18 protein-coding genes and 12 pseudogenes are annotated in these 20,970 nt (G+C 72.2%); 12 read left to right on the top strand and 18 right to left on the bottom strand.

Features of this window, described 5'->3' with window-relative positions:
* Positions 1–15: 15 nt before the first annotated feature.
* From G5V59_RS34505 to G5V59_RS34485, 5 genes and pseudogenes are all read right to left on the bottom strand, one after another.
* A complete protein-coding gene (locus G5V59_RS34505) occupies positions 16–285 on the bottom strand; it encodes a hypothetical protein (RefSeq protein WP_278259442.1) in 270 nt (89 codons plus the stop codon).
* Complete coding sequence (locus tag G5V59_RS34500) at positions 282–566, bottom strand: hypothetical protein (protein WP_278259441.1); 285 nt, start codon at positions 564–566, stop codon at positions 282–284. Before G5V59_RS34500 ends, G5V59_RS34505 begins: the two co-directional genes overlap by 4 nt.
* 410 nt (positions 567–976) lie before the next feature.
* Positions 977–1,030: pseudogene (locus tag G5V59_RS34495) on the bottom strand (hypothetical protein); the annotation flags it as partial.
* A 147-nt stretch (positions 1,031–1,177) separates the two neighbouring features.
* Positions 1,178–1,363 (bottom strand): hypothetical protein, encoded by a 186-nt coding sequence (locus G5V59_RS34490; RefSeq protein WP_278260246.1) that lies wholly within the window; start codon positions 1,361–1,363, stop codon positions 1,178–1,180.
* Positions 1,364–1,433: 70 nt separating this feature from the next.
* Positions 1,434–2,183 (bottom strand): annotated as a pseudogene (locus G5V59_RS34485) (DNA primase); the annotation flags it as partial.
* 216 nt (positions 2,184–2,399) lie between these two features.
* On the opposite strand from G5V59_RS34485, the gene G5V59_RS34480 reads away from it, so the two are divergent.
* From G5V59_RS34480 to G5V59_RS34470, 3 genes and pseudogenes are all read left to right on the top strand, one after another.
* Positions 2,400–2,789 (top strand): hypothetical protein, encoded by a 390-nt coding sequence (locus G5V59_RS34480; RefSeq protein ID WP_278259440.1) that lies wholly within the window; start codon positions 2,400–2,402, stop codon positions 2,787–2,789.
* A gap of 66 nt (positions 2,790–2,855) precedes the next feature.
* Positions 2,856–3,173: pseudogene (locus G5V59_RS34475) on the top strand (L,D-transpeptidase); the annotation flags it as partial.
* A 121-nt stretch (positions 3,174–3,294) separates the two neighbouring features.
* The gene (locus G5V59_RS34470) at positions 3,295–4,170 is read left to right on the top strand and encodes a choice-of-anchor P family protein (protein WP_278259439.1); all 876 of its coding nucleotides are present in this window, start codon (positions 3,295–3,297) and stop codon (positions 4,168–4,170) included.
* Between the two features lie 71 nt (positions 4,171–4,241).
* Here G5V59_RS34470 and dgt read toward each other — a convergent pair whose 3' ends face one another.
* From dgt to G5V59_RS34430, 8 genes and pseudogenes are all read right to left on the bottom strand, one after another.
* Entirely contained in the window at positions 4,242–5,480 is a 1,239-nt protein-coding gene (dgt, locus tag G5V59_RS34465) for a dGTP triphosphohydrolase (RefSeq protein WP_278259438.1), read from the bottom strand.
* Positions 5,481–5,514: 34 nt separating this feature from the next.
* Complete coding sequence (locus G5V59_RS34460) at positions 5,515–6,165, bottom strand: hypothetical protein (protein ID WP_278259437.1); 651 nt, start codon at positions 6,163–6,165, stop codon at positions 5,515–5,517.
* Positions 6,146–6,370, bottom strand: a complete 225-nt coding sequence (locus tag G5V59_RS34455) for a hypothetical protein (protein ID WP_278259436.1) — start codon at positions 6,368–6,370, stop codon at positions 6,146–6,148. Before G5V59_RS34455 ends, G5V59_RS34460 begins: the two co-directional genes overlap by 20 nt.
* 129 nt (positions 6,371–6,499) lie before the next feature.
* Positions 6,500–7,587: pseudogene (gene dusB / locus G5V59_RS34450) on the bottom strand (tRNA dihydrouridine synthase DusB).
* A 53-nt stretch (positions 7,588–7,640) separates the two neighbouring features.
* Positions 7,641–7,937 carry a hypothetical protein gene (locus tag G5V59_RS34445; RefSeq protein ID WP_278260387.1) on the bottom strand — a complete coding sequence of 99 codons (297 nt, stop codon included), beginning with the start codon at positions 7,935–7,937 and terminating at the stop codon, positions 7,641–7,643.
* A complete protein-coding gene (locus G5V59_RS34440) occupies positions 7,925–8,293 on the bottom strand; it encodes a hypothetical protein (RefSeq protein WP_278260386.1) in 369 nt (122 codons plus the stop codon). The genes G5V59_RS34445 and G5V59_RS34440 overlap by 13 nt, the downstream gene beginning before the upstream one ends.
* A gap of 64 nt (positions 8,294–8,357) precedes the next feature.
* Positions 8,358–9,759 (bottom strand): annotated as a pseudogene (locus tag G5V59_RS34435) (glycine--tRNA ligase).
* A gap of 96 nt (positions 9,760–9,855) precedes the next feature.
* On the bottom strand, positions 9,856–10,002 hold the full coding sequence (locus tag G5V59_RS34430; RefSeq protein WP_278259435.1) for a hypothetical protein: 147 nt from the start codon (positions 10,000–10,002) through the stop codon (positions 9,856–9,858).
* 262 nt (positions 10,003–10,264) lie between these two features.
* Here G5V59_RS34430 and G5V59_RS34425 point away from each other — a divergent pair, with 262 nt between their 5' ends.
* The 5 genes and pseudogenes from G5V59_RS34425 (at position 10,265) to G5V59_RS38375 (ending at position 13,004) form a co-directional block, all read left to right on the top strand.
* Positions 10,265–10,444, top strand: a complete 180-nt coding sequence (locus G5V59_RS34425; protein ID WP_278259434.1) for a hypothetical protein — start codon at positions 10,265–10,267, stop codon at positions 10,442–10,444.
* Positions 10,414–10,902: pseudogene (locus tag G5V59_RS34420) on the top strand (zinc ABC transporter substrate-binding protein); the annotation flags it as partial. The gene G5V59_RS34425 and the pseudogene G5V59_RS34420, both read left to right, overlap by 31 nt.
* A 258-nt stretch (positions 10,903–11,160) precedes the next feature.
* Positions 11,161–12,087 carry an ATP-binding cassette domain-containing protein gene (locus G5V59_RS34415; protein WP_341351365.1) on the top strand — a complete coding sequence of 309 codons (927 nt, stop codon included), beginning with the start codon at positions 11,161–11,163 and terminating at the stop codon, positions 12,085–12,087.
* Positions 11,993–12,346 (top strand): annotated as a pseudogene (locus G5V59_RS38380) (metal ABC transporter permease); the annotation flags it as partial. The gene G5V59_RS34415 and the pseudogene G5V59_RS38380, both read left to right, overlap by 95 nt.
* Positions 12,347–12,473: 127 nt before the next feature.
* A complete protein-coding gene (locus G5V59_RS38375; protein WP_341351364.1) occupies positions 12,474–13,004 on the top strand; it encodes a metal ABC transporter permease in 531 nt (176 codons plus the stop codon).
* An 88-nt stretch (positions 13,005–13,092) separates the two neighbouring features.
* Here G5V59_RS38375 and G5V59_RS34405 read toward each other — a convergent pair.
* The 5 genes and pseudogenes from G5V59_RS34405 to leuA all read right to left on the bottom strand — a co-directional run bounded on the left by G5V59_RS34405 (position 13,093) and on the right by leuA (position 18,124).
* A pseudogene (locus G5V59_RS34405) lies at positions 13,093–13,866 on the bottom strand (isoprenyl transferase).
* A gap of 72 nt (positions 13,867–13,938) precedes the next feature.
* Positions 13,939–14,695 (bottom strand): annotated as a pseudogene (recO, locus tag G5V59_RS34400) (DNA repair protein RecO).
* 833 nt (positions 14,696–15,528) lie between these two features.
* Positions 15,529–15,948, bottom strand: a complete 420-nt coding sequence (locus tag G5V59_RS34395; protein ID WP_278259433.1) for a hypothetical protein — start codon at positions 15,946–15,948, stop codon at positions 15,529–15,531.
* Entirely contained in the window at positions 15,948–16,409 is a 462-nt protein-coding gene (locus tag G5V59_RS34390) for an alpha/beta fold hydrolase (protein WP_278259432.1), read from the bottom strand. The genes G5V59_RS34395 and G5V59_RS34390 overlap by 1 nt, the downstream gene beginning before the upstream one ends.
* Positions 16,409–18,124: pseudogene (leuA, locus tag G5V59_RS34385) on the bottom strand (2-isopropylmalate synthase). Before leuA ends, G5V59_RS34390 begins: the two are co-directional and overlap by 1 nt.
* A gap of 251 nt (positions 18,125–18,375) precedes the next feature.
* Here leuA and G5V59_RS34380 point away from each other — a divergent pair.
* The 4 genes and pseudogenes from G5V59_RS34380 to G5V59_RS34365 all read left to right on the top strand — a co-directional run.
* Positions 18,376–19,341 (top strand): annotated as a pseudogene (locus G5V59_RS34380) (catalase); the annotation flags it as partial.
* 88 nt (positions 19,342–19,429) lie between these two features.
* The gene (locus tag G5V59_RS34375) at positions 19,430–19,747 is read left to right on the top strand and encodes a catalase (protein ID WP_278259431.1); all 318 of its coding nucleotides are present in this window, start codon (positions 19,430–19,432) and stop codon (positions 19,745–19,747) included.
* Positions 19,642–19,878, top strand: a pseudogene (locus G5V59_RS34370) (hypothetical protein); the annotation flags it as partial. The gene G5V59_RS34375 and the pseudogene G5V59_RS34370, both read left to right, overlap by 106 nt.
* A gap of 208 nt (positions 19,879–20,086) precedes the next feature.
* A complete protein-coding gene (locus tag G5V59_RS34365) occupies positions 20,087–20,587 on the top strand; it encodes a hypothetical protein (RefSeq protein WP_341351363.1) in 501 nt (166 codons plus the stop codon).
* Positions 20,588–20,970 lie beyond the last annotated feature (383 nt).

Here is a 20,970-nt window from a genome sequence, read left to right as displayed (position 1 = left end):
GCGCGATGCTCGCCGTCACCCGTTCGCGGACCAGGCTTGCAGGAGCCGCCCCGCCTCCTCCAGCGGGACGACGTGCACGGGCTGCTCCTCACCGAAGCGACCGACCTCGGTGACGGTCAGGGTGCGCTCCTCGGCGTCCCAGTCGGCGGCCGCGACCTGCTCCCAGGGGACCCGCGTGGGCAGGTAGAGCGCGTCGCGGGTGCCGCCGACCGGCCCGGCGGCAGCCAGCAGCCGCTCCCCCGGCGCGACCTCGACCGCGGGCCGCGCGCGGCGCAGCGGGCTCACGGGCCCGAGCCCACGATCTTCTCGCGCAGCGTGCGCCGGTGCTGCTCCAGCGCCGCCAGCTCGCCGAACATGCGGTTGAAGTCGACCTCGTTCTCGACGGGGTTGGTGCGCTGGAGGCGGGACTTCACCTCGTCGATGCGGCGCAGCACGGTGAGCTCCTGCAGGCGGAAGAGGTGCGTGGCGACGTAGGTCGCGTCGATGTCGCGATGGTTCGGGATCGGCTCCACCGCCAGCGCGCTGACCACCGAGGACACCGCCGGGTCCGTCGCGCCCTCGCGCACCTTGGACACCCAGCCGGGGTCGCTCTGCCCGGCGGCCGCACCGCCGGCAGCGACGACCAGGCTCCCACACGGCGCGGTACGTCGGGTGGGTGAAGTCGTTGGCGCCGATGTCGGCGCTGGTGCGGCCGATCGCCATCGGGTGCTGCAGGACGAGCTTCAGCGTCTCCCGCTCGATGCCGAAGCGGGGGTCGCGCAGGTCGGGGAGGTTCGCGCGCGGTGCCGGAGCCTCCGCCACCGGGGCACCGGCGCGCTCCCGCGGGGTGGCACGGTCGGGCGCGCTGCCGCGAGCGGCGGCCCGTCGTACCTCGGCGCGGGCCTGCTCCATGTCGACCCCGACCATGCCGGCGAGTCTCTCGGGCGAAGGCGTCGACCTTGGACTTGTCGCGCACGCTCGCCACCAGCCGGGCGCCGGCACGCAGCGCGTCGACGCGGCTGTCGGCGCGGTCGAGGTCGTAACGGCCGATGACGTTCTCGAGGACGAAGCGGTAGAGCGGGCGGCGGGTGGCGACCAGGCTCGCGCACCGCGGCGTCGCCCTCCTTGATCCGCAGGCTCGCAGGGGTCCATCCCCTCGGGGGCGACGGCGACGTAGGTCTGCGCGACGAAGCGCTGGTCACCCTCGAAGGTGCGCAGCGCGGCCTTCTGCCCGGCCTCGTCGCCGTCGAAGGTGAACACCACCTCGCTGCGCAGGCTCGGCGTGGTCGTCGAGGAAGCGGCGCAGCACCCGGGCGTGGTCGTCCCCGAAGGCGGTGCCGCAGGTGGCCACGGCCGTCGTGACGCCCGCGAGGTGGCAGGCCATCACGTCGGTGTAGCCCTCGACGACGACCGCCTGGGAGCCTGAGCGCGATCGGCTTGCGGGCCAGGTCGATGCCGTAGAGGACGTGGCTCTTCTTGTAGATCGCCGTCTCGCCGGTGTTGAGGTACTTCGCCTCGATCCGGTCGTCGTCGAAGATCCGGCGCGCACCGAAGCCGATGGTGTCGCCGTTGGTCTCCCGGATCGGCCACAGCAGCCGGCCGCGGAACTTGTCGTAGTGGGAGCGGCCGATGGCCACCAGGCCGGCGGCCATCGCCTCCTCGGAGGTGAACTTGCGCCCGCTGAGGTGGCGCCACAGCGCCTCCCCGTCGCGGGGCGCGAAGCCGACACCGAAGTGCCGCGCGGCGTCCTGGTCGAAGCCGCGCTCGGCGAGGAACTGGCGCGCGGCGAGCGCGTCGGGCGAGCCCAGGCTGCTCGGCGTAGAACTCCTGGGCGACCGCGTGCGCCTCGACCAGCCGCCGCCGCTGCGGGCCCTTCGGCCGGTCGTCGCTGCCCGTCTCGTCGCGGCGCAGCCTGGACGCCGTACTTGTCGGCCATCCGCTCGACGGCCTCGCCGAAGGCTCAGCCCGTCGATCTTCATCAAGAAGGTGAAGACGTCGCCACCTTCCTGGCAGCCGAAGCAGTGGAAGAAACCCCGTGAGGGCGTCACGTGGAAGGACGGCGACTTCTCGTCGTGGAAGGGGCACAGCCCCTTCATCGACCCGCCACCGGCGTTGCGCAGGGTGACGTAGCCGGAGACGACCTCGTCGATCCGCACCCGTTCCCGGACCGCGGCGATGTCCTCGTCACGGATCCGGCCAGCCATGCTCAGGATCCTACTGAGGCACCCGTGGCGTCCACGTCCGGAGACCGTTCACAAGAAAAACTCAGGTTCCCCTATTGTCACGCGTGACCTAAGTCCCACTCAGGTCGTTTGGCATCCGGGAGCGGTGTCACAGCCGGAGAGTGGGAAACAGATGGACACACGGGGAGGGACCGGGAGTGGAGCAGTCGTCTGCGCGTACGCGCGCCAGGCTGGCCGGTGCCCCTCATCGCCGCGATCCTGGCGATCTCCGCCCTCTTCCTGGTCTTCCGCGACACCGACGAGAAGGAGCCGAAGGCCTCGACGCCGGCCCCGGTCTCCGAGCGGGTCGACCTGGCCTCGCTCAGGCTCAGGCTCCACCAAGACGGTCATCAAGGCCGCACCGAAGGACCCGCGTCCCGACCGCGTCCCCAAGGGCACGGTGGTGCACCCCAAGCGGATGCAGGCGCTGTACGACGCACCCGACGGCAAGCCGTTCGCCAAGATCGGGCCGAAGCAGTTCGGGGACACCTGGCTGCCGGTGATCACCCGCAACCAGGACTGGGTGCAGGTGCTGCTCCCCTCCAAGCCCAACGGCTCCACCGGCTGGCTGCGCTCGCGCGAGCCTGACCGAGGCGCACAGCCGGTTCCTGGTCAAGGTGCACCTGGAGACGCACTCCCTCGAGGCTCTACGAGCGTGGCAGCAAGGTCGGCTCCTGGACCGTCGCGATCGGCGCACCCGCGACGCCGACGCCGGTCGGGCGGACCTTCGTGCTCGGGCAGATCTCGGACGAGAAGCAGCCCTTCTCGCCGGTGATCCTGCCGCTGGGCAGCCACAGCGACACCCTCGACTCCTACGGCGGCGGCCCCGGCACGGTGGCCCTGCACGGCTGGACGGACTCCTCGGTGTTCGGCAAGTCCATCAGCCACGGCTGCGTGCGGGTGCCCGATGACGCCCTCGACCTGCTGCGCACCATCCCGACCGGAACCCCGGTCATGGTCGACAAGGCCTGACCCCAGACGCCAGACTCGCTCTGCCGACAAGTGATGAAGATGAAGGGAAACCCCATGAAGAAGACGAGGACCTTGGCCTCGGCCGCCGGCGCGGTCGTGCTGGTCACCGGCGCCACCGCCTTTGCCGTCCTGGGCGGCGGCGGTACGGCGACGGCCGCGGGCCAGCCGTCGTCGGCGTTCGGCCTGGAGCCTGGAGATCGCCGGCAACACCGCGATCGACGCAACGCCGTCCGTCACGTCCACGGACGGCAAGCCGGTCACCGACTCCCTGATCGCACTGCCCAGCAACCCGTTGGTCACCGGCGGCGTGATCAACGCGAGCGCGGAGAACGGCAAGGCCACCGCAAACGTGGCCGGCCTTGGCGTCGGCGACGGCCTGCTCTCGCAAGCTGCCCGCCGCGCTCACCGGCCCGCTCGGCACCGCGTGCCAGCAAACCACCACGGTCCTCAACGGCCCGGTCGGCGACATCACGACCGGCATCAACCAGGCCTGATCTCTGGGCCGCTCGGCCGGGCGCTCGACCAGGCTGGCCACCGCTACCGGAAGCGCTGGCATCGACCTGAGCGCTCTCGGCGCTCTGGACCTGTCCAAGCTCCTGCCCACGCAGGCTCAGCGGACTGTGCGACGTGCTCTCGGGCAAGACCAAGGCTGATCGGCGCGACCGCCGTCGAGGCTCAGTGCACCGGTGACACCGGCACCACGACGATCGCGGACCTCGCGGCCCTCGGCCTGCCGGTCAACATCGACACCAACAAGGCCAACGCGTCGGTGTCCATCCCGGGCCTGCTGACGCTGACGGTCAACCGCCAGACCAAGAACGCCGACGGCACCTTCACGGTCGACGCGCTCTACGTCAACCTGCTCGGCCAGGTGGACCTGACGGTGGCCTCCGCCACCTGTGGCAACGTCACCACGGACACCGGTCCCACCACCCCGACCGAGACCGACGCGCCGACCCCGACCCCGATCGAGTCGCACGTCCCGGTCACCGGCTGATCCCTTCGGGACAAGCTTTGTCGGCAGCCGGCCGGCCGCAACCCTCGTGGTTGCGGCCGGTCGCGTTTTGCTCAGTGGTTCTCGGATCCGGTGACGACGAGGCGACGGTGCCAGGCGACCGCACTGGCGTCGGTGAGCGAGGCCACCTGGTCGATGACGACCCGGGTCCGGCCGGCGTCACCGGCCGCCTGCTTCCAGTCCTCCGCGAACGCCTCGTCGAGGTCGGTGCCCTCGGTGCGCAGCAGCGCCGCGACCAGGCTCGGAGAGCAGGCTCGCGCTGCCGGACCTGCAGCGCGACCCGGGTGGCGTCCTGCATGACGTAGTGCGCGGCCACGGCCTTGAGGACGGTGATCTCCGCCCACGTCTCCACCGGGACGACGAGGTCCGCCGCGTAGCGCACGAACGGCCCCGGCGAGGCCGCGAAGGTGGCCTGCTGCACCGCCCCGCAGAAGCGGCCGATCAGGTCGCTGGTGAGGTTCTTGAGCGCCGCGAGGCCGGTCCGCCGCCCGTCGTACGACGCCCCGGGCCAGGCTCCCCACCGACCGCAGCCGCGCGAGCACCGCATCGAGGTCGTCGTCGGTGGCGTCCGGGCGGTACCAGGAGCGCAGCGTGTCCCACACCCCCGCCGTGTCCAGCCGGGTGAGGTCGATCTTGCCGGCGACGATGCCGTCCTCGACGTCGTGCACGGAGTAGGCCACGTCGTCGGCGAGGTCCATCACCTGCGTCTCCACGCAGCGCCGGCCGGCCGGCGCCCCCTCGCGGATCCAGTCGAAGGCGGCACGGTCGTCTTCGTAGACCCCGAACTTGCCCTCGCGCGCGGCCTCCGGGCCCCAGGGGTACTTCGTGCACGCGTCGAGCGTGGCCCGGGTCAGGTTCAGCCCGGCGTCGCTCGTCTTCGCCTCCAGCCGGGTCAGCAGGCGCAGCGTCTGCGCGTTGCCCTCGAAGCCGCCGCAGTCCGCGGCGAGCGTGGCCAGCGCCCGTTCGCCGTTGTGCCCGAACGGCGGGTGCCCGAGGTCGTGCGCCAGCGCCGCGGTCTCGGTGATGTCGGGATGGGTGCCGAGCGCCCGGGACAGGTCGCGCGCGATCTGGGCGACCTCCAGGCTGTGGGTCAGCCGGTTGCGGACGAAGTCGTCGCTCTGCGGCCCCACCACCTGGGTCTTGGCCGCCAGCCGCCGGAAGGACGCCGCGTGCACCACCCGCGCCCGGTCCCGCTCGAACGCGAGCCGCTCGGGCGCCTCGACCCGCTTCGGCGGCTCGGGGACGACGCGCTCGCGGGCGTGCTCGTCGTACCGCGCCTCCACCTGGTCCACGCCGCGACCCTATCGAGTGGGGCGGCCTCGGGGCTCAGTACGTCGTGACGTGCACGTGGTCGTAGTGGTTGGCCGTCGTGGAGCCGCGGTCCGGCATCCCGCGCCAGCCCTCGCCCGAGCGCTGCACGGACCAGATCTTCTGCGAGTAGATCACGTAGTTGACGCCGAGCGCGGCGGCGTTGGCGCGGACGAACTCCGCGACCTCCCAGCCGCGGGCGCCGGAGACCATGATGTCGACGGCCAGGCCCTGGGAGTGCTCGCCGTCGTTGCGGAAGGTGCCGTAGGTGCCGATCTCGGGGAAGTTCCCGCAGACGGCCTCGTGGACCTTCTTCACGTTCGGGCTCACCGCGGCGGGCACGGTCGTGCCGTTGGTGCAGGTGGCGGCGATGGTGGCGGGCTTCTCGTCGGAGAGGTGGCCGGCGGTGACCCAGCGGGCCTTGCCGCCGACGACGATCTCCTCACGCTCGCCGTAGGTCCGGCCGGTGAGGAAGACCTTCTCGCCCGCGTCGACCTCGCCGACCTTGCGCCCGGCCTTGTCGGGACGGGTCCACAGGTTGAGGGCGTCGGTCGTCCACCGCTTGGCGTCGGCACCGGCGACAGCCTTGGCGGTCGCCGTGCTGGCCATCAGGCGGTCGACCTTGGAGCCGATGCCGTCGGCGGAGCGCTCACTGCTGCGTGAGATCACCGGGAGGCTCACGCGGCGTCGCGTCCTTGACCGAGCCGGCGGCGGCGCGGTTGCTGTCGACGGCGAGCAGGTCGTGGTCGGGGGCCGGGGAGCTCATCACACCGGCGGAGACGACCGCACCGGTCGCCAGGACGGCCAGCGAGCCCGCCAGGACGGCGGCTCGCGGCGTACGTCGCGCGGTTTCCCGCTTGTGGCTGGTGGCCACGCGCTGATTCCTTTGCTGTTGCTTGCAGGTCGTCCCGAGAGCCTCAGCCGGGGCCGAGGCATCGTGCGAGTGAAGCACACCCCGAGAGTGGTTCACGAATCAACAACCCGCGCCGAGGGGTGAGACGGCTCACCCGCCGGTGGTCTCGTTCGCGTCCTCCAGGACCACCGATCCGCCCTCGCACAGGCCGTCGGTGTCGTCCAGCCAGCCCTCCGGGAGCACCACCTTGTGGCGCGGCGCGCCCTGCCGCCCCCGCGGCGCGCCCGACTCGGAGACCGGGAACGGTTCGCTCGGGTCGAGCTCGGCCAGCAGCCGGTCGAGCGCGGCGAGCGAGTCGACCAGGCCGAGCGAGCGGCGCAGACTCGCCGCCCGCACGGAAGCCCTTGAGGTACCAGGTCACGTGCTTGCGGAACTCCTTGCAGCCCCGCTCCTCCCCCATGTGGGCGCAGAGCGACTCGGCGTGCCGGCGCATCATCGCCGTCACCTCGCCGAGGGTCGGCAGCGTGGTCTCCCCCGGCCCGTCCTCGGAGAAGGCGGCGGCCAGGTCGCGGAACAGCCACGGCCGGCCCAGGCAGCCCCGGCCGACGACGACCCCGGCCGCCCCGGTCTGCTCCACCATCCGCACGGCGTCCGCCGCCTCCCAGATGTCGCCGTTGCCGAGCACCGGGATGTCCACCGCGGCGGCCAGGTCGGCGATGGCGTCCCAGTCGGCCTCCCCGGAGTAGGCCTGCGCGACCGTCCGCCCGTGCAGCGCGATCGCCGCCACCCCGGTGTCCTGGGCGATCCGCCCGGCGTCGCGGTAGGTCAGGTGGTCGTCGTCGAGGCCCTTGCGGGTCTTCATGGTCACCGGCACGTCGTACGGCGCCGCGGCGGCCACCGCCTGCTCGAGGATCGCGCCCAGCAGGTTGCGCTTCCACGGCAGCGCTCCCCCGCCGCCCTTGCGGGTGACCTTGGGGACCGGGCAGCCGAAGTTCAGGTCGACGTGCGCGACGCCGTACTCCTCGCAGAGGATCTTGGTGGCCTGCCCCACGTAGAACGGGTCGGTGCCGTAGAGCCTGCACCGAGCGCACCGACTCCGACTCGTCGAAGACGAGCATCCGCTTCGTGGTCTCGTCGCCCTCGACCAGGCCGCGGCTCGTGATCATCTCGCAGACGTAGAGACCGGCGCCGTGCTCGGCGCACAGCGTGCGGTAGGCCGCGTTGGTGATCCCGGCCATCGGCGCGAGCACCACCGGGGTAGGCACCTCCAGGGAGCCCAGGCGCAGCCCGGTCACGACGCCGAGGGGGTGTTGCTCGGCAGGACCGGGCGGCCACCCTTGCCCGGCTTCTTCGACGGCTTCTTCTTCGCCGGCGGGGTCACCGCGCTGATCGCACCGCTCCAGGTGATCGCGTCGAGCCCGCCGTAGGGCAGGAAGGACACGTGCTCGAAGGTGCGCCCGGGGGCGAGGAAGTAGACCTGGCACAGCCTGCGCGGTCGTGCCGGCCGGGAAGGCCGCGGGCAGCGAGCCGCCGTTGCACAGCGGCTGCTGCTGCGCGGTGTAGTAGTTCGGTGCCTCACGGGTGGCACCGTCGTCGGCCCACAGCACGTTGTCGAGGCGCATCCCGCCGAGGTCGGTGTCCCCGTCGTTGGTGACCTTCACCCGGACGAAGTACGGCGTGCGCGCGGCGGTCGTCGCGTCGACGTTCCACCCCTTGAAGGACTGCTGGAAGGAGGTGCGCTCGATCCGCTCGACCACCACCGTGAGCACGCCGACCTGGTCCTGGCGGCGCTGGAAGGCGACGACGCCCTCCTGGCCGAGGGTCAGCGCGGTGCCCGGCTCGGTGAGGGTGACCCCGTCCGGCACCTCGAGGTACGTCGCCGGGGCGCTCGAGGACGCGGCCGGCTTCGGCTTCGCGTCCTTCGTCGTGTCGTCCGAACCGCACCCGGCCAGGCCGCCGGCCACCGCGAGCGCGAGGCTCGCGGCGACGGCCGGCCGGATGCGGTCCCTCAGCATCCGACGAGCCGCTCGGCGAAGTAGGTGGTGAGCTTGTCGAGCGCGACCCGCTCCTGGGACATGGTGTCCCGCTCACGGACCGTGACCGCCTGGTCGTCGAGGGTGTCGAAGTCGATGGTGACGCAGTACGGCGTACCGATCTCGTCCTGGCGGCTGTAGCGCTTGCCGATGGAGCCGGCGTCGTCGAAGTCGATGTTCCACAGCGCGCGCAGGCTCGCTGGAGACCGCTCGGGCCTTGGGGCTGAGGTCCTCGTTGCGGCTCAGCGGGAGCACCGCCACCTTGACCGGTGCCAGGCGCGGGTCGAGGCGCAGCACGGTGCGCTTGCGGACACCGCCCTTGTTGTCGGGGGCCTCGTCCTCGGCGTAGGCGTCGACGAGGAAGGTCATCAGGCTGCGGGAGAGGCCGGCTGCGGGCTCGATGACGTAGGGCACGTAGCGGTTGTTGTTGGCCTGGTCGAAGTACGACAGGTCCTTGCCGGAGTGCTCGGCGTGCGTGGACAGGTCGAAGTCGGTGCGGTTGGCGATGCCCTCGAGCTCACCCCACTCGGAGCCGGCGAAGTTGAAGCGGTACTCGATGTCGACGGTCCGCTTGGAGTAGTGCGACGAACCTTCTCCTTCGCGTGCTCGTAGTGGCGCAGGTTGTCGGGGTCGATGCCGAGGTCGGTGTACCAGGCCGTCCGGGTGTCGATCCAGTACTGGTGCCACTCCTCGTCCTCACCGGGCTTGACGAAGAACTCCATCTCCATCTGCTCGAACTCGCGGGTGCGGAAGATGAAGTTGCCCGGCGTGATCTCGTTGCGGAAGGCTCTTGCCGATCTGCGCGATGCCGAACGGGGGCTTCATCCGCTGCGAGGTCACCACGTTGGCGAAGTTGAGGAAGATGCCCTGCGCGGTCTCCGGGCGCAGGTAGTGCAGGCCGGACTCGTCCTCGACGACGCCGAGGTAGGTCTTGAGCAGGCCGGAGAACTGCCGCGGCTCGGTCCAGGCGCCGCGGGTGCCGCAGTTGGGGCAGGCGATCTCGGCGAGGTCGACGGAGTCGGGGTCGTCGATCCCCTTCTTCTCCGCGACCGCCTCCTGCAGGTGGTCGGCGCGGAAGCGCTTGTGGCAGGACTGGCACTCGGTCAGCGGGTCGCTGAACGTCGCGACGTGGCCGGAGGCCTCCCAGGTCTGGCGCGGCAGGATCACGCTGGAGTCGAGGCCGACGACGTCGTCGCGGCTCTGCACCATCGAGCGCCACCACTGGCGCTTGATGTTCTCCTTGAGCTCCACGCCGAGCGGGCCGTAGTCCCAGGCCGAGCGGGTGCCGCCGTAGATCTCCCCGCAGGGGTAGACGAAGCCTCGGCGCTTCGCGAGGGAGACGACGTGGTCGACGGTGGACGGGGGCGGCTTGGCCACGGAAGGATCCTTTTATGGGACGAGCCCGGCTGGCTGTCGGGCATGGTGTGTTGACTCGCGGAGCAGGCTCCTAGGTTACGCGAGAGCCCGCGACGTTCAGCACCGTATTCGGCGCGACCAGGCTCGTAGGCGCCCGGCTCGTCGATCGCCCGGGCCAGCCGCGGCATCCCGTGCAGGCTTGAAGTCGTACGACGACAGGGCCCGGCGGTAGGCACCCACGCTCTCCCAGCGGGTGGTGAGCACCCACAGGTCCGGGTCGTCGAGGTTGCGGCCGAGCCTGCCCCTCGACGTACCCGGGGGCCGAAGCGAGCAGACTCGCGGACGGTCTCCAGGTCGGCACGGAGCGCGGCGGGGTCCTCCCCCGCGCGGAAGCGGTTCACGACGAGCACGCCCGCACTCTACGCAGCGCCGACTTGACCCGGAGCCCGGCGCAGTTGAGAATGATTCTCATGCGCTTGTCTACCGGTCTCGCCGCCCTGTCCGCCGTCGCCGTGCTCGCCTCCGGGTGCTCCGCGTTCAGCGAGGACGGCGGCTCCGCGAGCGGCGGCGGCGAGCACCCCACGGTCGCGGCGGCGTTCTACCCGCTGGCCTGGCTGACCGAGCAGGTCGCCCAGGGCACCGGCACCGAGGTCGAGTCTCCTCACCCAGCCCGGGATGGAGCCGCACGACCTCGAGGTCGACGTGAAGAAGACCGCCGAGATCGCCGCGGCCGACCTCGTGGTGTACCAGGCGGGCTTCCAGCCCGCCGTCGACGACGCCGTGGGCCAGAACGCGCAGGGCGACACCCTCGATGTCGCCGGCCTCGCCGACCTGATCCCGGTCGAGGAGTCCGCCGCCGAGCACGAGGAGCACGCCGACGAGGAGGGCCACGACCACGACCACGGCAACCTGGACCCGCACTTCTGGCAGGACCCGCTGCGGGTGGCGGCCGTCGCCGACGCGGTCGCCGAGGAGCCTCGGGGGCATCGATGAGGACCAGGGCGGAGACGTACGAGAAGAACGCCGCGGCGCTGCGCTCGAAGCCTGGAGGCGCTCGACGCGTCGTACACCGCTGGCCTGCGCGACTGCGCGCGTGACACGATCGTGGTCTCGCACGATGCGTTCGGCTACCTGGAGAAGTACGGCATCCACCTGGCCTCGATCGTCGGGCTCTCCCCCGACGCCGAGCCGACGGCGGCCGCGCTCGGGAAGCTGCAGAAGCTCGGTCAAGGACGAAGGGATCACCACGGTGTTCAGCGAGCCGCTCAAGCCGGCCCTCGGCACGGGCATGGCCACCGACCTCGGGCTCACCAACGGCGTCCTCGACCCGATCGAGGGGCTTTCCAAGGCCACCTCGAAGGAGGACTACCTCTCCCTCATGCAGGCCAACCTGAAGGCGCTGCAGACCGCCAACGGGTGCCGATGACCGCGGCCGTCTCCGTCACCGGCGGGACCGTCGCCCTCGGCGGCCGGCCGGTCCTGCGCGGCATCGACCTCGCCGCGCAGCCCGGAGAGTTCGTCGCGCTGATGGGCGCCAACGGCTCCGGGAAGTCCACCCTGGTGCGCGCCCTGGTCGGCCTGCGCCCGCTCGTCGCCGGTGAGGTGCGCCTGTTCGGCACGCCCCTGGGCGAGTACGACGAGTGGTTCCGGGTCGGCTTCGTCCCCCAGCGTGCGACGGCCGCGGCCGGCGTACCGGCGTCGGTGTGGGAGGTGGTCGCCGCCGGCCGGCTCACCCGCCGCCGCCTGCTCCGCCCGCTCTCCCGCGCGGACCGGGCCGCGATCGAGGACGCGCTGGAGGTCGTCGGTCTCGCCGACCGGCGCCGCGACGCGGTCACCAACCTCTCCGGCGGCCAGCAGCAGCGGGTGCTCATCGCCCGGGCGCTGGCCGGCGAGCCGGAGCCTGTTCTTCCTCGACGAGCCGACCGCCGGCGTCGACCTTCCCAACCAGCACGTCCTCGCCGACACCCTGGACCGGCTCAAGGAGCGCGGCGCCACCATCGTGCTCGTCGCCCACGAGCTCGGCCCACTCGCGCGCCTCGTCGACCGGGCCGTGGTGATGCGCGACGGCCGGGTCGTCTACGACGGCGCGCCGCTGCGCGACCACGAGGTGCACCAGCCCTGGCTCGGCGAGCCGCACACCCACCACCATCACCACGCACCCCGGCCCGCCGACCACGTGCCCGGCGTCGCCTCCCCGGTCGACCGGACCGGAGAGCAGCGATGAGCCCGATCGAGTTCGTTCTCCCTGCCGTTCATGCAGCGCGCGCTCATCGCCGCGCTGCTCACCGGCCTCGCCGCGCCCGCGATCGGCACCTTCCTCGTCCAGCGCCGGCTCGCCCTGATGGGTGACGGCATCGGCCACGTCGCCGTCACCGGCGTCGCCCTCGGCCTGCTCACCGGTTCCTCCCCCGTCTGGACCGCCGTCGTGGTGGCCGTCCTCGGCGCCGTCCTCATCGAGGTGATCCGCGAGCGCGGCCAGACCAACGGCGACGTCGCCCTCGCCCTGCTCTTCTACGGCGGACTGGCCGGCGGCATCTTCATCAGCGGGCTCGGCGGCGAGAGCGCCGCCTCGCTCAACACCTACCTCTTCGGCTCGCTCACCACGATCTCGGTCGCCGACGTGCTCGTCACGATGGCGCTCGCCATCGCCGTGATCGCGCTCTGCGTCGGCCTCGCGCCCCAGGCTCTTCGCCGTCGCCCAGGACCAGGAGTTCGCCCGGGTCGCCGGGCTGCGGGTGCGCGGCTACAACATGCTCGTCGCCGTGCTCGCCGCCGTCTCGGTCACCGTCGCCATGCGCACCGTCGGGCTGCTGCTCGTCTCCGCGCTGATGGTCGTCCCGGTCGCCACCTCCCAGCAGACTCACCCGCTCCTTCCGGACCACCATCGCCGCCGCTATGGCGCTGGGCGTGCTCGCCTCGGTCGGCGGCCTGGTGGTGGCCACCTTCGCGTCGTACCAGGCGACGGTGGCACCGGGGCCGACCATCGTGCTGCTCGCCCTCGCGTGCTACGCCGTGGCCTGGCCACTCGGCATCTGGACCCGCCACCGGGCCCGCCTGCGCGAGCCCTTCGCCACCGGCGAGCCGGACGCGCACCAGGCCTGCTCCGAGCATCCGCACGACCACGGGCCGGGCTGCGGGCACCTCGCCGTGCCGCACGACGACCATGTGGACTACGTCCACGACGGCCACCGCCACGCCGCCCACGGCGCCCACTACGACGAGCACTGAGCCTGGATGGCGCGAGCGCTCCCGGTCGGGTTGCGTAGTTTGTCCCTCCGCCTGGCGGCACGCCGGACCGCGCCGGGGACAGCCCCCTCCCTGCGCCTCCGGGCCGGGGCCGTTCCCGGCCCGCCGTCAGACGACCTGGTTGGGGACCGCGCCGCCGTAGCGCCGGTCGCGCCGGGCGTACTCGTCGATCGCCTGCCACAGGTGGCGACGGTCCACGTCGGGCCAGAGCACGTCGGTGAAGACCAGGCTCGGCGTACGCCGCCTGGTAGAGCATGAAGTTCGAGAGCCGCTGCTCCCCCGAGGTCCGCCAGATCAGGTCCGCGTCGGGCGGACTCGGGGACGTAGAGGTACTTGCCGAGGGTGCGCTCGTCGACGCGCTCGGCGTTGACCCGGCCGGCGGCCACGTCGCGGGCCAGCGCCCGGGCGGCGTCGCCGAGTCTCGGAGCGGCCGCCGTAGTTCACGCACATGGTCAGCGTCAGGACGTCGTTGTGCTTGGTCAGGCTCCTCGGTCGTGCGGAGCTCGTCGATGACCGACTTCCACAGGCTTGGGCGCGCGCCCCGCCCACCGGACCCGGATGCCGCGCTCGTGCATCTCCTCCCGGCGGCGTCGTACGACGTCGCGGTTGAAGCCCATCAGGAACTTCACCTCGTCCGGGCTGCGCGACCAGTTCTCGGTCGAGAAGGCGTAGGCGGAGACGGCCTTCACCCCGATCTCGATGGCGCCCTCCACCACGTCGAAGAGGCTGGACTCGCCCTCCTCGTGCCCACGGGTCCGCGGCAGGCCGCGCTCCTCGGCCCACCGGCCGTTGCCGTCCATCACGATCGCGACGTGCTCCGGGACCAGGCTCGGCGGGGATCGCCGGCGGTCGTGCACCCGAGGGGTGCGGCGTGGGGGGCAGCGGGGTCGCGCGGGGCGCGGACGCCTCGGCGGCTCGGGTACGACGGGAGGAGCGGCTCACGTGCCGATTGTGTCAGCGCTCGACGTACGCCAGCGAGCGGAGGCCGCGCTCCAGGCTGCCACTGAACGAACGCCGCGACCAGGCCGTTGGCCTCCTTGACGTTCCGCGGGTCCGCGGCCTCGATGGCCGGCCAGTCGCCGGCGAGCAGCGCGCCCAGGAGGGTCAGCGTCGCGGGCGCCGGCGTGGCCGAGCCGGGGATCCGGCAGGTCGAGCAGAGCACGCCGCCCATCGAGGGGTTGAACCAGCGGTGGTGGCCGAGGCTCGCCGGTCGCGGTCACCGGCGGCCGCCCGCAGTGCGCGCAGTCGACGAAGGCCGGTGCGTAGCCGGCGATGGCGAGCGCGCGGAGCAGGTAGGAGTCGAGGACGTGGCCGGGGCGGCGCTCCCCCGCGGCCATCGCGTTGAGCCCGCCGAGCAGCAGCGCGAACTGCTGGCGCGCGGGCTCGCGCTCCTCCACGACGAGCCGCTCGGCGGTCTCCAGCATCGCGGTGCCGGCGGTGTAGCGGTCGTAGTCGAAGCCGATCGGGGCGGCGTACGACCCCCGCGTCTCGGCCTGGGTGACGGTGTCGAGGTTGCGCCCGTGCGCGAGCCTGGAGGTCCACGTGGGTGAACGGCTCGAGCCGCGACCCCCACCGCGAGGTGGTACGACGCACGCCCTTCGCCACCGCGCGGACCCGGCCGTTCTCGCGGGTCAGCAGCGTGATGATCCGGTCGGCCTCACCCAGGCTTGTGGGTGCGCAGCACGATCGCCTCGTCACGGTAGAGAACCACCTGCCCATTGTGCCGCCCGGACGGTGGGAGATCCGGGAGCCACCCCGGTGGCAGGGGTGGCTCCCGGTCGGCTCAGCCGCGCCGGATCCGGGGGGACAGCCGGAGGTCCTCGCCGAGGGCGCGGCGCAGCGCGTCGTCGCCGTGGACCACGCTCTCGCCCTCGAAGAGCGCGACGCCGGCGCCGACCCGCACCACGCGCGGCTTGCCCAGGCACGTGCGGGGGACGGAGAGCACCAGGGCGGTGCGGTCGAAGCGCGCGGACTTCCCGGCGCAGCGGACCAGGCTTTGCCGCCGTTGGTCTTGGTGAGCACGAAGCCGCGGGCCTCGCCGACCTTGACCTGGGTCAGGTCGAAGGAGGTGCTGGGCGTGCGGACCACCGCGAAGGCACTCCAGTCCCCGCGCGGCAGCGCGCGCATCCGGAGCCGGATGACGACCTTGGTGCGGGTGTGGCTGACGGTGGTGCGCACGACGTCACCCTGGGTCCGGGTCGGCGCGTAGGCTGACCGAGTTGTCCTCGTGGATGGTGACGACGTCGCCGACCGGGTCCGCGAGGGACCAGGCTCTGCGCGGAGGCGACGCCGGCGGAGGAGAGGAGGAGGGCGGTGGTCAGGCCGAGAGTCGCGCCGAGGCGACGGAAGCGGGTCATGTCACGAACCCTAAGGCCATGCGGAGCCGACGTGTGACTCAAGTTGTCGGATCGGAGATCATCTGGGGGCTTGCCCGGACGTCCCCGTTCACCTGGGCGATCGCGGCACAGCCCGGACGGTCGAAGCACGGGGCGAGGAGCACCGACGGACGACACGGACCGACAGCACTGTCAGGAGTCTGTCCGATCAGGAGCCTGCGGGTACGACGCGTCCGCAGCGACCCGCGCGAGCACTCCCGCGCGAACCGCGCGACCACCAGGTCCAGGCGCTCGGGCCGCCGTCGCCACTCCAGCGGCAGACTCCGTCCGCTCGAGCACCGCGCCGGGGATCTCCCGGGCGAGTCTGCTCCGCGTCGCCCGCGGGGTGGAAGGGGTCGCGCGACCGGGACAGCACCAGCGCGCGGGCCGTGATCGCCTCCCGCTCCCCGGCGGCCGGCGCGAGCCGTCCGAAGAGCACCCCGTGGATCACCGCGGCGACCGTGCCGGGGCGCTGGTCGAGCGTCTCGTGCGCGAGCCGCAGCCACGCGGGCAGCACCCGGGTGGGCACGGGCCGGGTGACCAGGCGCAGCAGGCTGAGCGGCAGCGGGGCGAAGCGCGCGGCGTACATCACCGGACCGAGGACGGCCAGCCTGCGCCGCGAGCGCGTTGTCGAGCACCGGGCCGTCGAGCAGCAGCCCGGCCACCCGGTCCGGCGCGCGCACGGCGACCTCGAGAGCGACGTTGGCGCCCAGCGAGTCTGCCGCCGACGACGGCCCGGGATGCCCCGACGTGGTCGAGGAGGGCCACGACCTGCTCGGCGAAGGCCGGCACGGAGTACGACAGCGGGTCCGCCGGGCGGTCCGAGCCGCCGTGGCCGAGCGGGTCGAGGACCAGCACGTGCAGGCCCGCCGCGGCCAGCGTGCGCGCGGCGTGGTCGTGCACGCTGCGCGGCACCAGCAGCGGCGGCACCAGGACGACCCAGGCCTCGCCGGCGCCGTACTCGGTGAACTCCAGGCGGTCACGACCGCGCCGGCTCTCCACGAAGCACTGGCCCACCTGCTCGGAGGCGAGGGCCGCCCTGGTGGCCATCAGCCGATCGGCTCGACGGGCGTGGCCGGGATGGTGGTGGCGCGGGCCCGGTTGGCGGCACACACCACCGCGCGGAGCGAGGCGGTCACGATGTTGTGGTGGATGCCGATGCCCCACACGATCTCGCCCGCGATCTCCGCCTCGACGTACGCCGCCGCGAGGGCGTCGCCGCCGGAGGACAGCGCGTGCTCGGCGTAGTCGAGCACCCGAATGTCCGCGCCGGCCTGACGCATCCCGTCCACGAAGGCCGCGACCGGCCCGTTGCCCATGCCGGTGAAGGTCTGCTCCTCACCGCGCACGCGCAGGTTGACCTCCTGGCGGTCGTCGCCGTCGGTGTCGGTGGTGGAGGAGAACGCGACGAGCGAGTAGGGCTCCTCGCGGTCGAGGTACTCCTTGCGGAAGATGTCCCAGATCGCCTCCGGCGTCACCTCACCGCCCTGGGCGTCGGTGTGCTGCTGGATCACCCGGCTGAACTCGATCTGCGCGCGGCGCGGCAGGTCGAGGCTGTGCTCGGCCTTGAGCACGTAGGCCACGCCCCCCTTGCCGGACTGGCTGTTGACCCGGATGACGGCCTCGTAGGTGCGGCCCACGTCCTTGGGGTCGATGGGCAGGTAGGGCGCCTCCCAGGCGACCTCGGAGACGGGCTTGCCCTGCTCGGCGGCGATCCGGTCGAGGTCCTCCAGGCCCTTCTTGATGGCGTCCTGGTGGGAGCCGGAGAACGCGGTGTAGACGAGGTCACCGGCCCACGGGTGCCGCGGGTGGACGGGCAGTTGCGTGCAGTACTCCACCGTGCGGCGGATCTCGTCGATCTCGGAGAAGTCGACCTGCGGGTCGATCCCCTGGCTGAACAGGTTCATCCCGAGGGTGACCAGGTCGACGTTGCCGGTGCGCTCGCCGTGGCCGAACAGGCAGCCCTCGACCCGGTCCGCGCCGGCCATCAGCGCCAGGCTCGGTGGCCGCGACCGCCGTACCGCGGTCGTTGTGCGGGTGCAGGCTGATCACCGAGTGCGCCCGGCGGGTCAGGTGCCGGCCGAAGTACTCGATCTGGTCGGCGTAGGTGTTGGGCGTGGACATCTCCACCGTGGCGGGCAGGTTGAGGATGATCTCGCGCCCCTCCTCCGGCTGCCACACGTCGGAGACCCGCTCGCAGACCTCGAGCGCGAAGTCAGTAGGCGTCTGGGTGAAGATCTCCGGGCTGTACTGGTAGCCGAAGTCGGTGCCGGCGAGCAGGCTGCTCGGCGTACTTCATCACCCACTCGGTGCCGCGCGTCGCGATCGCGATGCACTCGGCCTCGCTCACGTTGAACACCACGCGCTGGAAGAGCGGCGCGGTGGCGTTGTAGAGGTGCACGGTCGCCTTGTCGGCGCTCTGCAGCGACTCCACGGTGCGCGCGATGAGGTCCTCGCGGGCCTGGGTCAGCACCGAGACCCGTACGTCGTCGGGGATCCGGTCCTCGGTGACGAGCCTGGCGCACGAAGTCGAAGTCGGTCTGGCTCGCGGCCGGGAACCCGATCTCGATCTCCTTGTAGCCCATCTTCACCAGGAGCTCGAACATCTTCATCTTGCGCGAGGGGCTCATCGGGTCGATGAGCGCCTGGTTGCCGTCGCGCAGGTCGGTGGAGAGCCACCGCGGCGCGCGGGTGATCTTCTGGTCGGGCCAGGTGCGGTCCGGCACCGTGACGGGCTCGAAGGCGGTGTAGCGGTGGAACGGCATCCCGCTCGGCTGCTGCGGCGGGACGGTGACGCGGTTCGGCTGGGTCATGACTTCCTCGGCTGGTTCGTGACGATGAACAGGCGCCGGGCGCGCAACTTCCTCCGCAGCGAGGGGGTCCGGCTGATCAGACCTCGCTGCGGCCGCTAAGAAGCAGGGCTCGCATCATGACGAGATCACTCTAACAGGACCCGGACTCCGTCGCCGGGGCCCGGGTACCGGCCGGTGACCCCCACCTCGAGGAGACATCCCCCATGAGCAAGATCCCCGGCGTCCCCGCCCCGCAGGCCCCCGACCTCGCCGAGCCGACCGAGCCGGTCGAGCCGCTGCCGCCCAAGCCCGACCAGGGCGCACCGGAGGCGCGTACGGCGACCGGTGCCGACACCGGCGCGGAGCCCCAGGCACGCGCGCAGCAGGGCCGCTGGCTGACGACCTCGACCGGCACCCGGCTGCGCGACACCGACCACTCGCTCAAGGCCGGCGAGCGCGGGCCGACCCTGCTGCAGGACCACCACCTGCGCGAGAAGATCACCCACTTCGACCACGAGCGGATCCCCGAGCGCGTCGTGCACGCCCGTGGGAGCGGCGCGCACGGCTACTTCGAGGGGTACGGCACCGCCTCGACCGTGTCGTACGCCGGCCTGTTCGCCGAGGGCAAGCGGACGCCGGTGTTCGTGCGGTTCTCGACCGTGCTCGGCAGCCGCGGTTCGGCCGACACCGTGCGCGACACCCGCGGCTTCGCCACGAAGTTCTACACCGACGAGGGCGTGTGGGACCTGGTCGGCAACAACATCCCGGTGTTCTTCATCCAGGACGGGATCAAGTTCCCCGACGTCGTGCACGCGGGCAAGCCGCACCCGGACCGGGAGATCCCGCAGGCGCAGAGCGCGCACGACACCTTCTGGGACTTCGTCTCGCTGCACACCGAGGCCCAGCACCACACGCTGTGGAACATGTCCGACCGCGGCATCCCGCGCTCCTACCGGATGATGGAGGGCTTCGGGGTGCACACCTTCCGGCTCACGAACGCCGACGGCGACACCTCGCTGGTGAAGTTCCACTGGAAGCCGAAGCCTGGGCGTGCACTCCCTCACCTGGGAGGAGGCGCAGGCTCATCGGCGGGCTCGACCCCGACTTCCACCGCCGCGACCTGGCCGACGCCATCGAGGCCGGTGCGTACCCCGAGTGGGAGGCTCGGCATCCAGGTCTTCGAGGACACCGAGGAGCAGATGTTCCAGGGCATCGACCTGCTCGACCCGACCAAGCTCGTCCCCGAGGAGCCTGGCGCCGGTCCAGCCCATCGGCCGGATGGTGCTCGACCGCAACCCCACCAACTTCTTCGCCGAGACCGAGCAGGCGGCCTTCCACGTCGGCCACCTCGTGCCCGGGATCGACGTCACCGACGACCCGCTGCTCCAGGTCCGGCTGTTCTCGTACGTCGACACGCAGGCTGAGCCGCCTGGGCGGACCCAACTTCAACCAGGCTCCCCGTCAACCGCCCGCACGCGCCGGTCAACGACATGCTCCGCGACGGCTTCCACCAGCACGCGGTGCACACCGGCGTCGCGCCGTACCGGCCGAACTCGCTCGACGGCGGCTGCCCCTTCACGGCGGGGGCGGACCTGAGTGACGAGCAGACCCGGGCCTTCGTGGAAGTGGCCCGCGCGGTCGAGGGGACGAAGGTGCGGGCGAGCCCGGCCAGCCTTCGAGGACCACTTCAGCCAGGCCCGTCTGTTCTGGGCGAGCATGAGCCCGGTCGAGCAGGAGCACATCATCCGGTCCTACGCCTTCGAGCCTGGGCAAGTGCTACGAGCAGACGATCAAGGAGCGCCAGTCTGCTCGCGCTGGCGAACATCGACGAGCGGCTGTGCGCCGAGGTCGCCACCGCGCTCGGCCTGCCCGCCCCGGAGCCGACCGAGGAGCCCGGCGAGGTGATGCCGAGCCCGGTGCTCTCGCGAACCACCGGTGGCCCGTGGCCCGGTGACGGCCGGGTGGTCGGCATCGTCGTCGACCCGGCCGGGGACCTGCCGGACGTGGAGGCCGTGCGGACCGCGATCGACGAGGCCGGCATGGTCCCGCTCGTCATCGCCCCGCACGGCGGGAAGGTCGGCGGGCTGGACGTCCAGCGCACCTTCGCCACCGTGCGCTCGGTCGAGCCTGGACGTCGTCCTGCTCGCCGGGAGCCCGCCGCCGGCACCCGACGCGCTGCCCGCCCGCGACGCCAAGGCCGGCGCCGCGGACAGCCCGGCGCTCGACCCGCGGGTCGTGCTGCTGCTCGAGGAGGCCTACCGCCACGCCAAGGTGGTCGGGGCGTGGGGCGCGGGCGTCGATGCGGTGACGGCGACCGGGCTCACCGACGACGTACCCGGGGTGGTGACGGGGAGCGAGGGGCCCGCCGTGCTCGCCCAGGTGCAGGACCTGATGGGCACGCACCGGGCGTGGGAGCGCTTCCCCGCCTCGGTCTAGCCTGGTCCGATGGCCCGCCTGCTCGTCGTCCACCACTCCCCCAGCGGCTCTCTGCAGTCACTGCTGGAGCAAGTGGTCGCGGGTGCGAACGACCCGGACGTGCAGGCGGGCGGTGCGGTCGAGGTGGTCGTGCGACCGGCCCTGGAGGCGAGCGCCGAGGACGTGCTCGCCGCCGACGGATACCTGCTCGGCACCAGCGCCAACTTCGGGTACATGAGCGGCGCCCTCAAGCACTTCTTCGACTCCACCTTCCTCGCCGTCGGCGGCGCGCTCGACCCCTCGGGCGCGCCGGCCGACGGCGCGGGGGCGACCGCCGGGCGCCCCTACGGCCTCTGGCTGCACGGGCGCTACGACCTGACCGGCGCGCAGCGCTCGGTGCAGTC

Source organism: Nocardioides convexus (assembly GCF_011090295.1).
The sequence above is the reverse complement of the archived record's forward strand: the minus strand, read 5'-3'. Positions and strand labels throughout refer to the sequence as shown.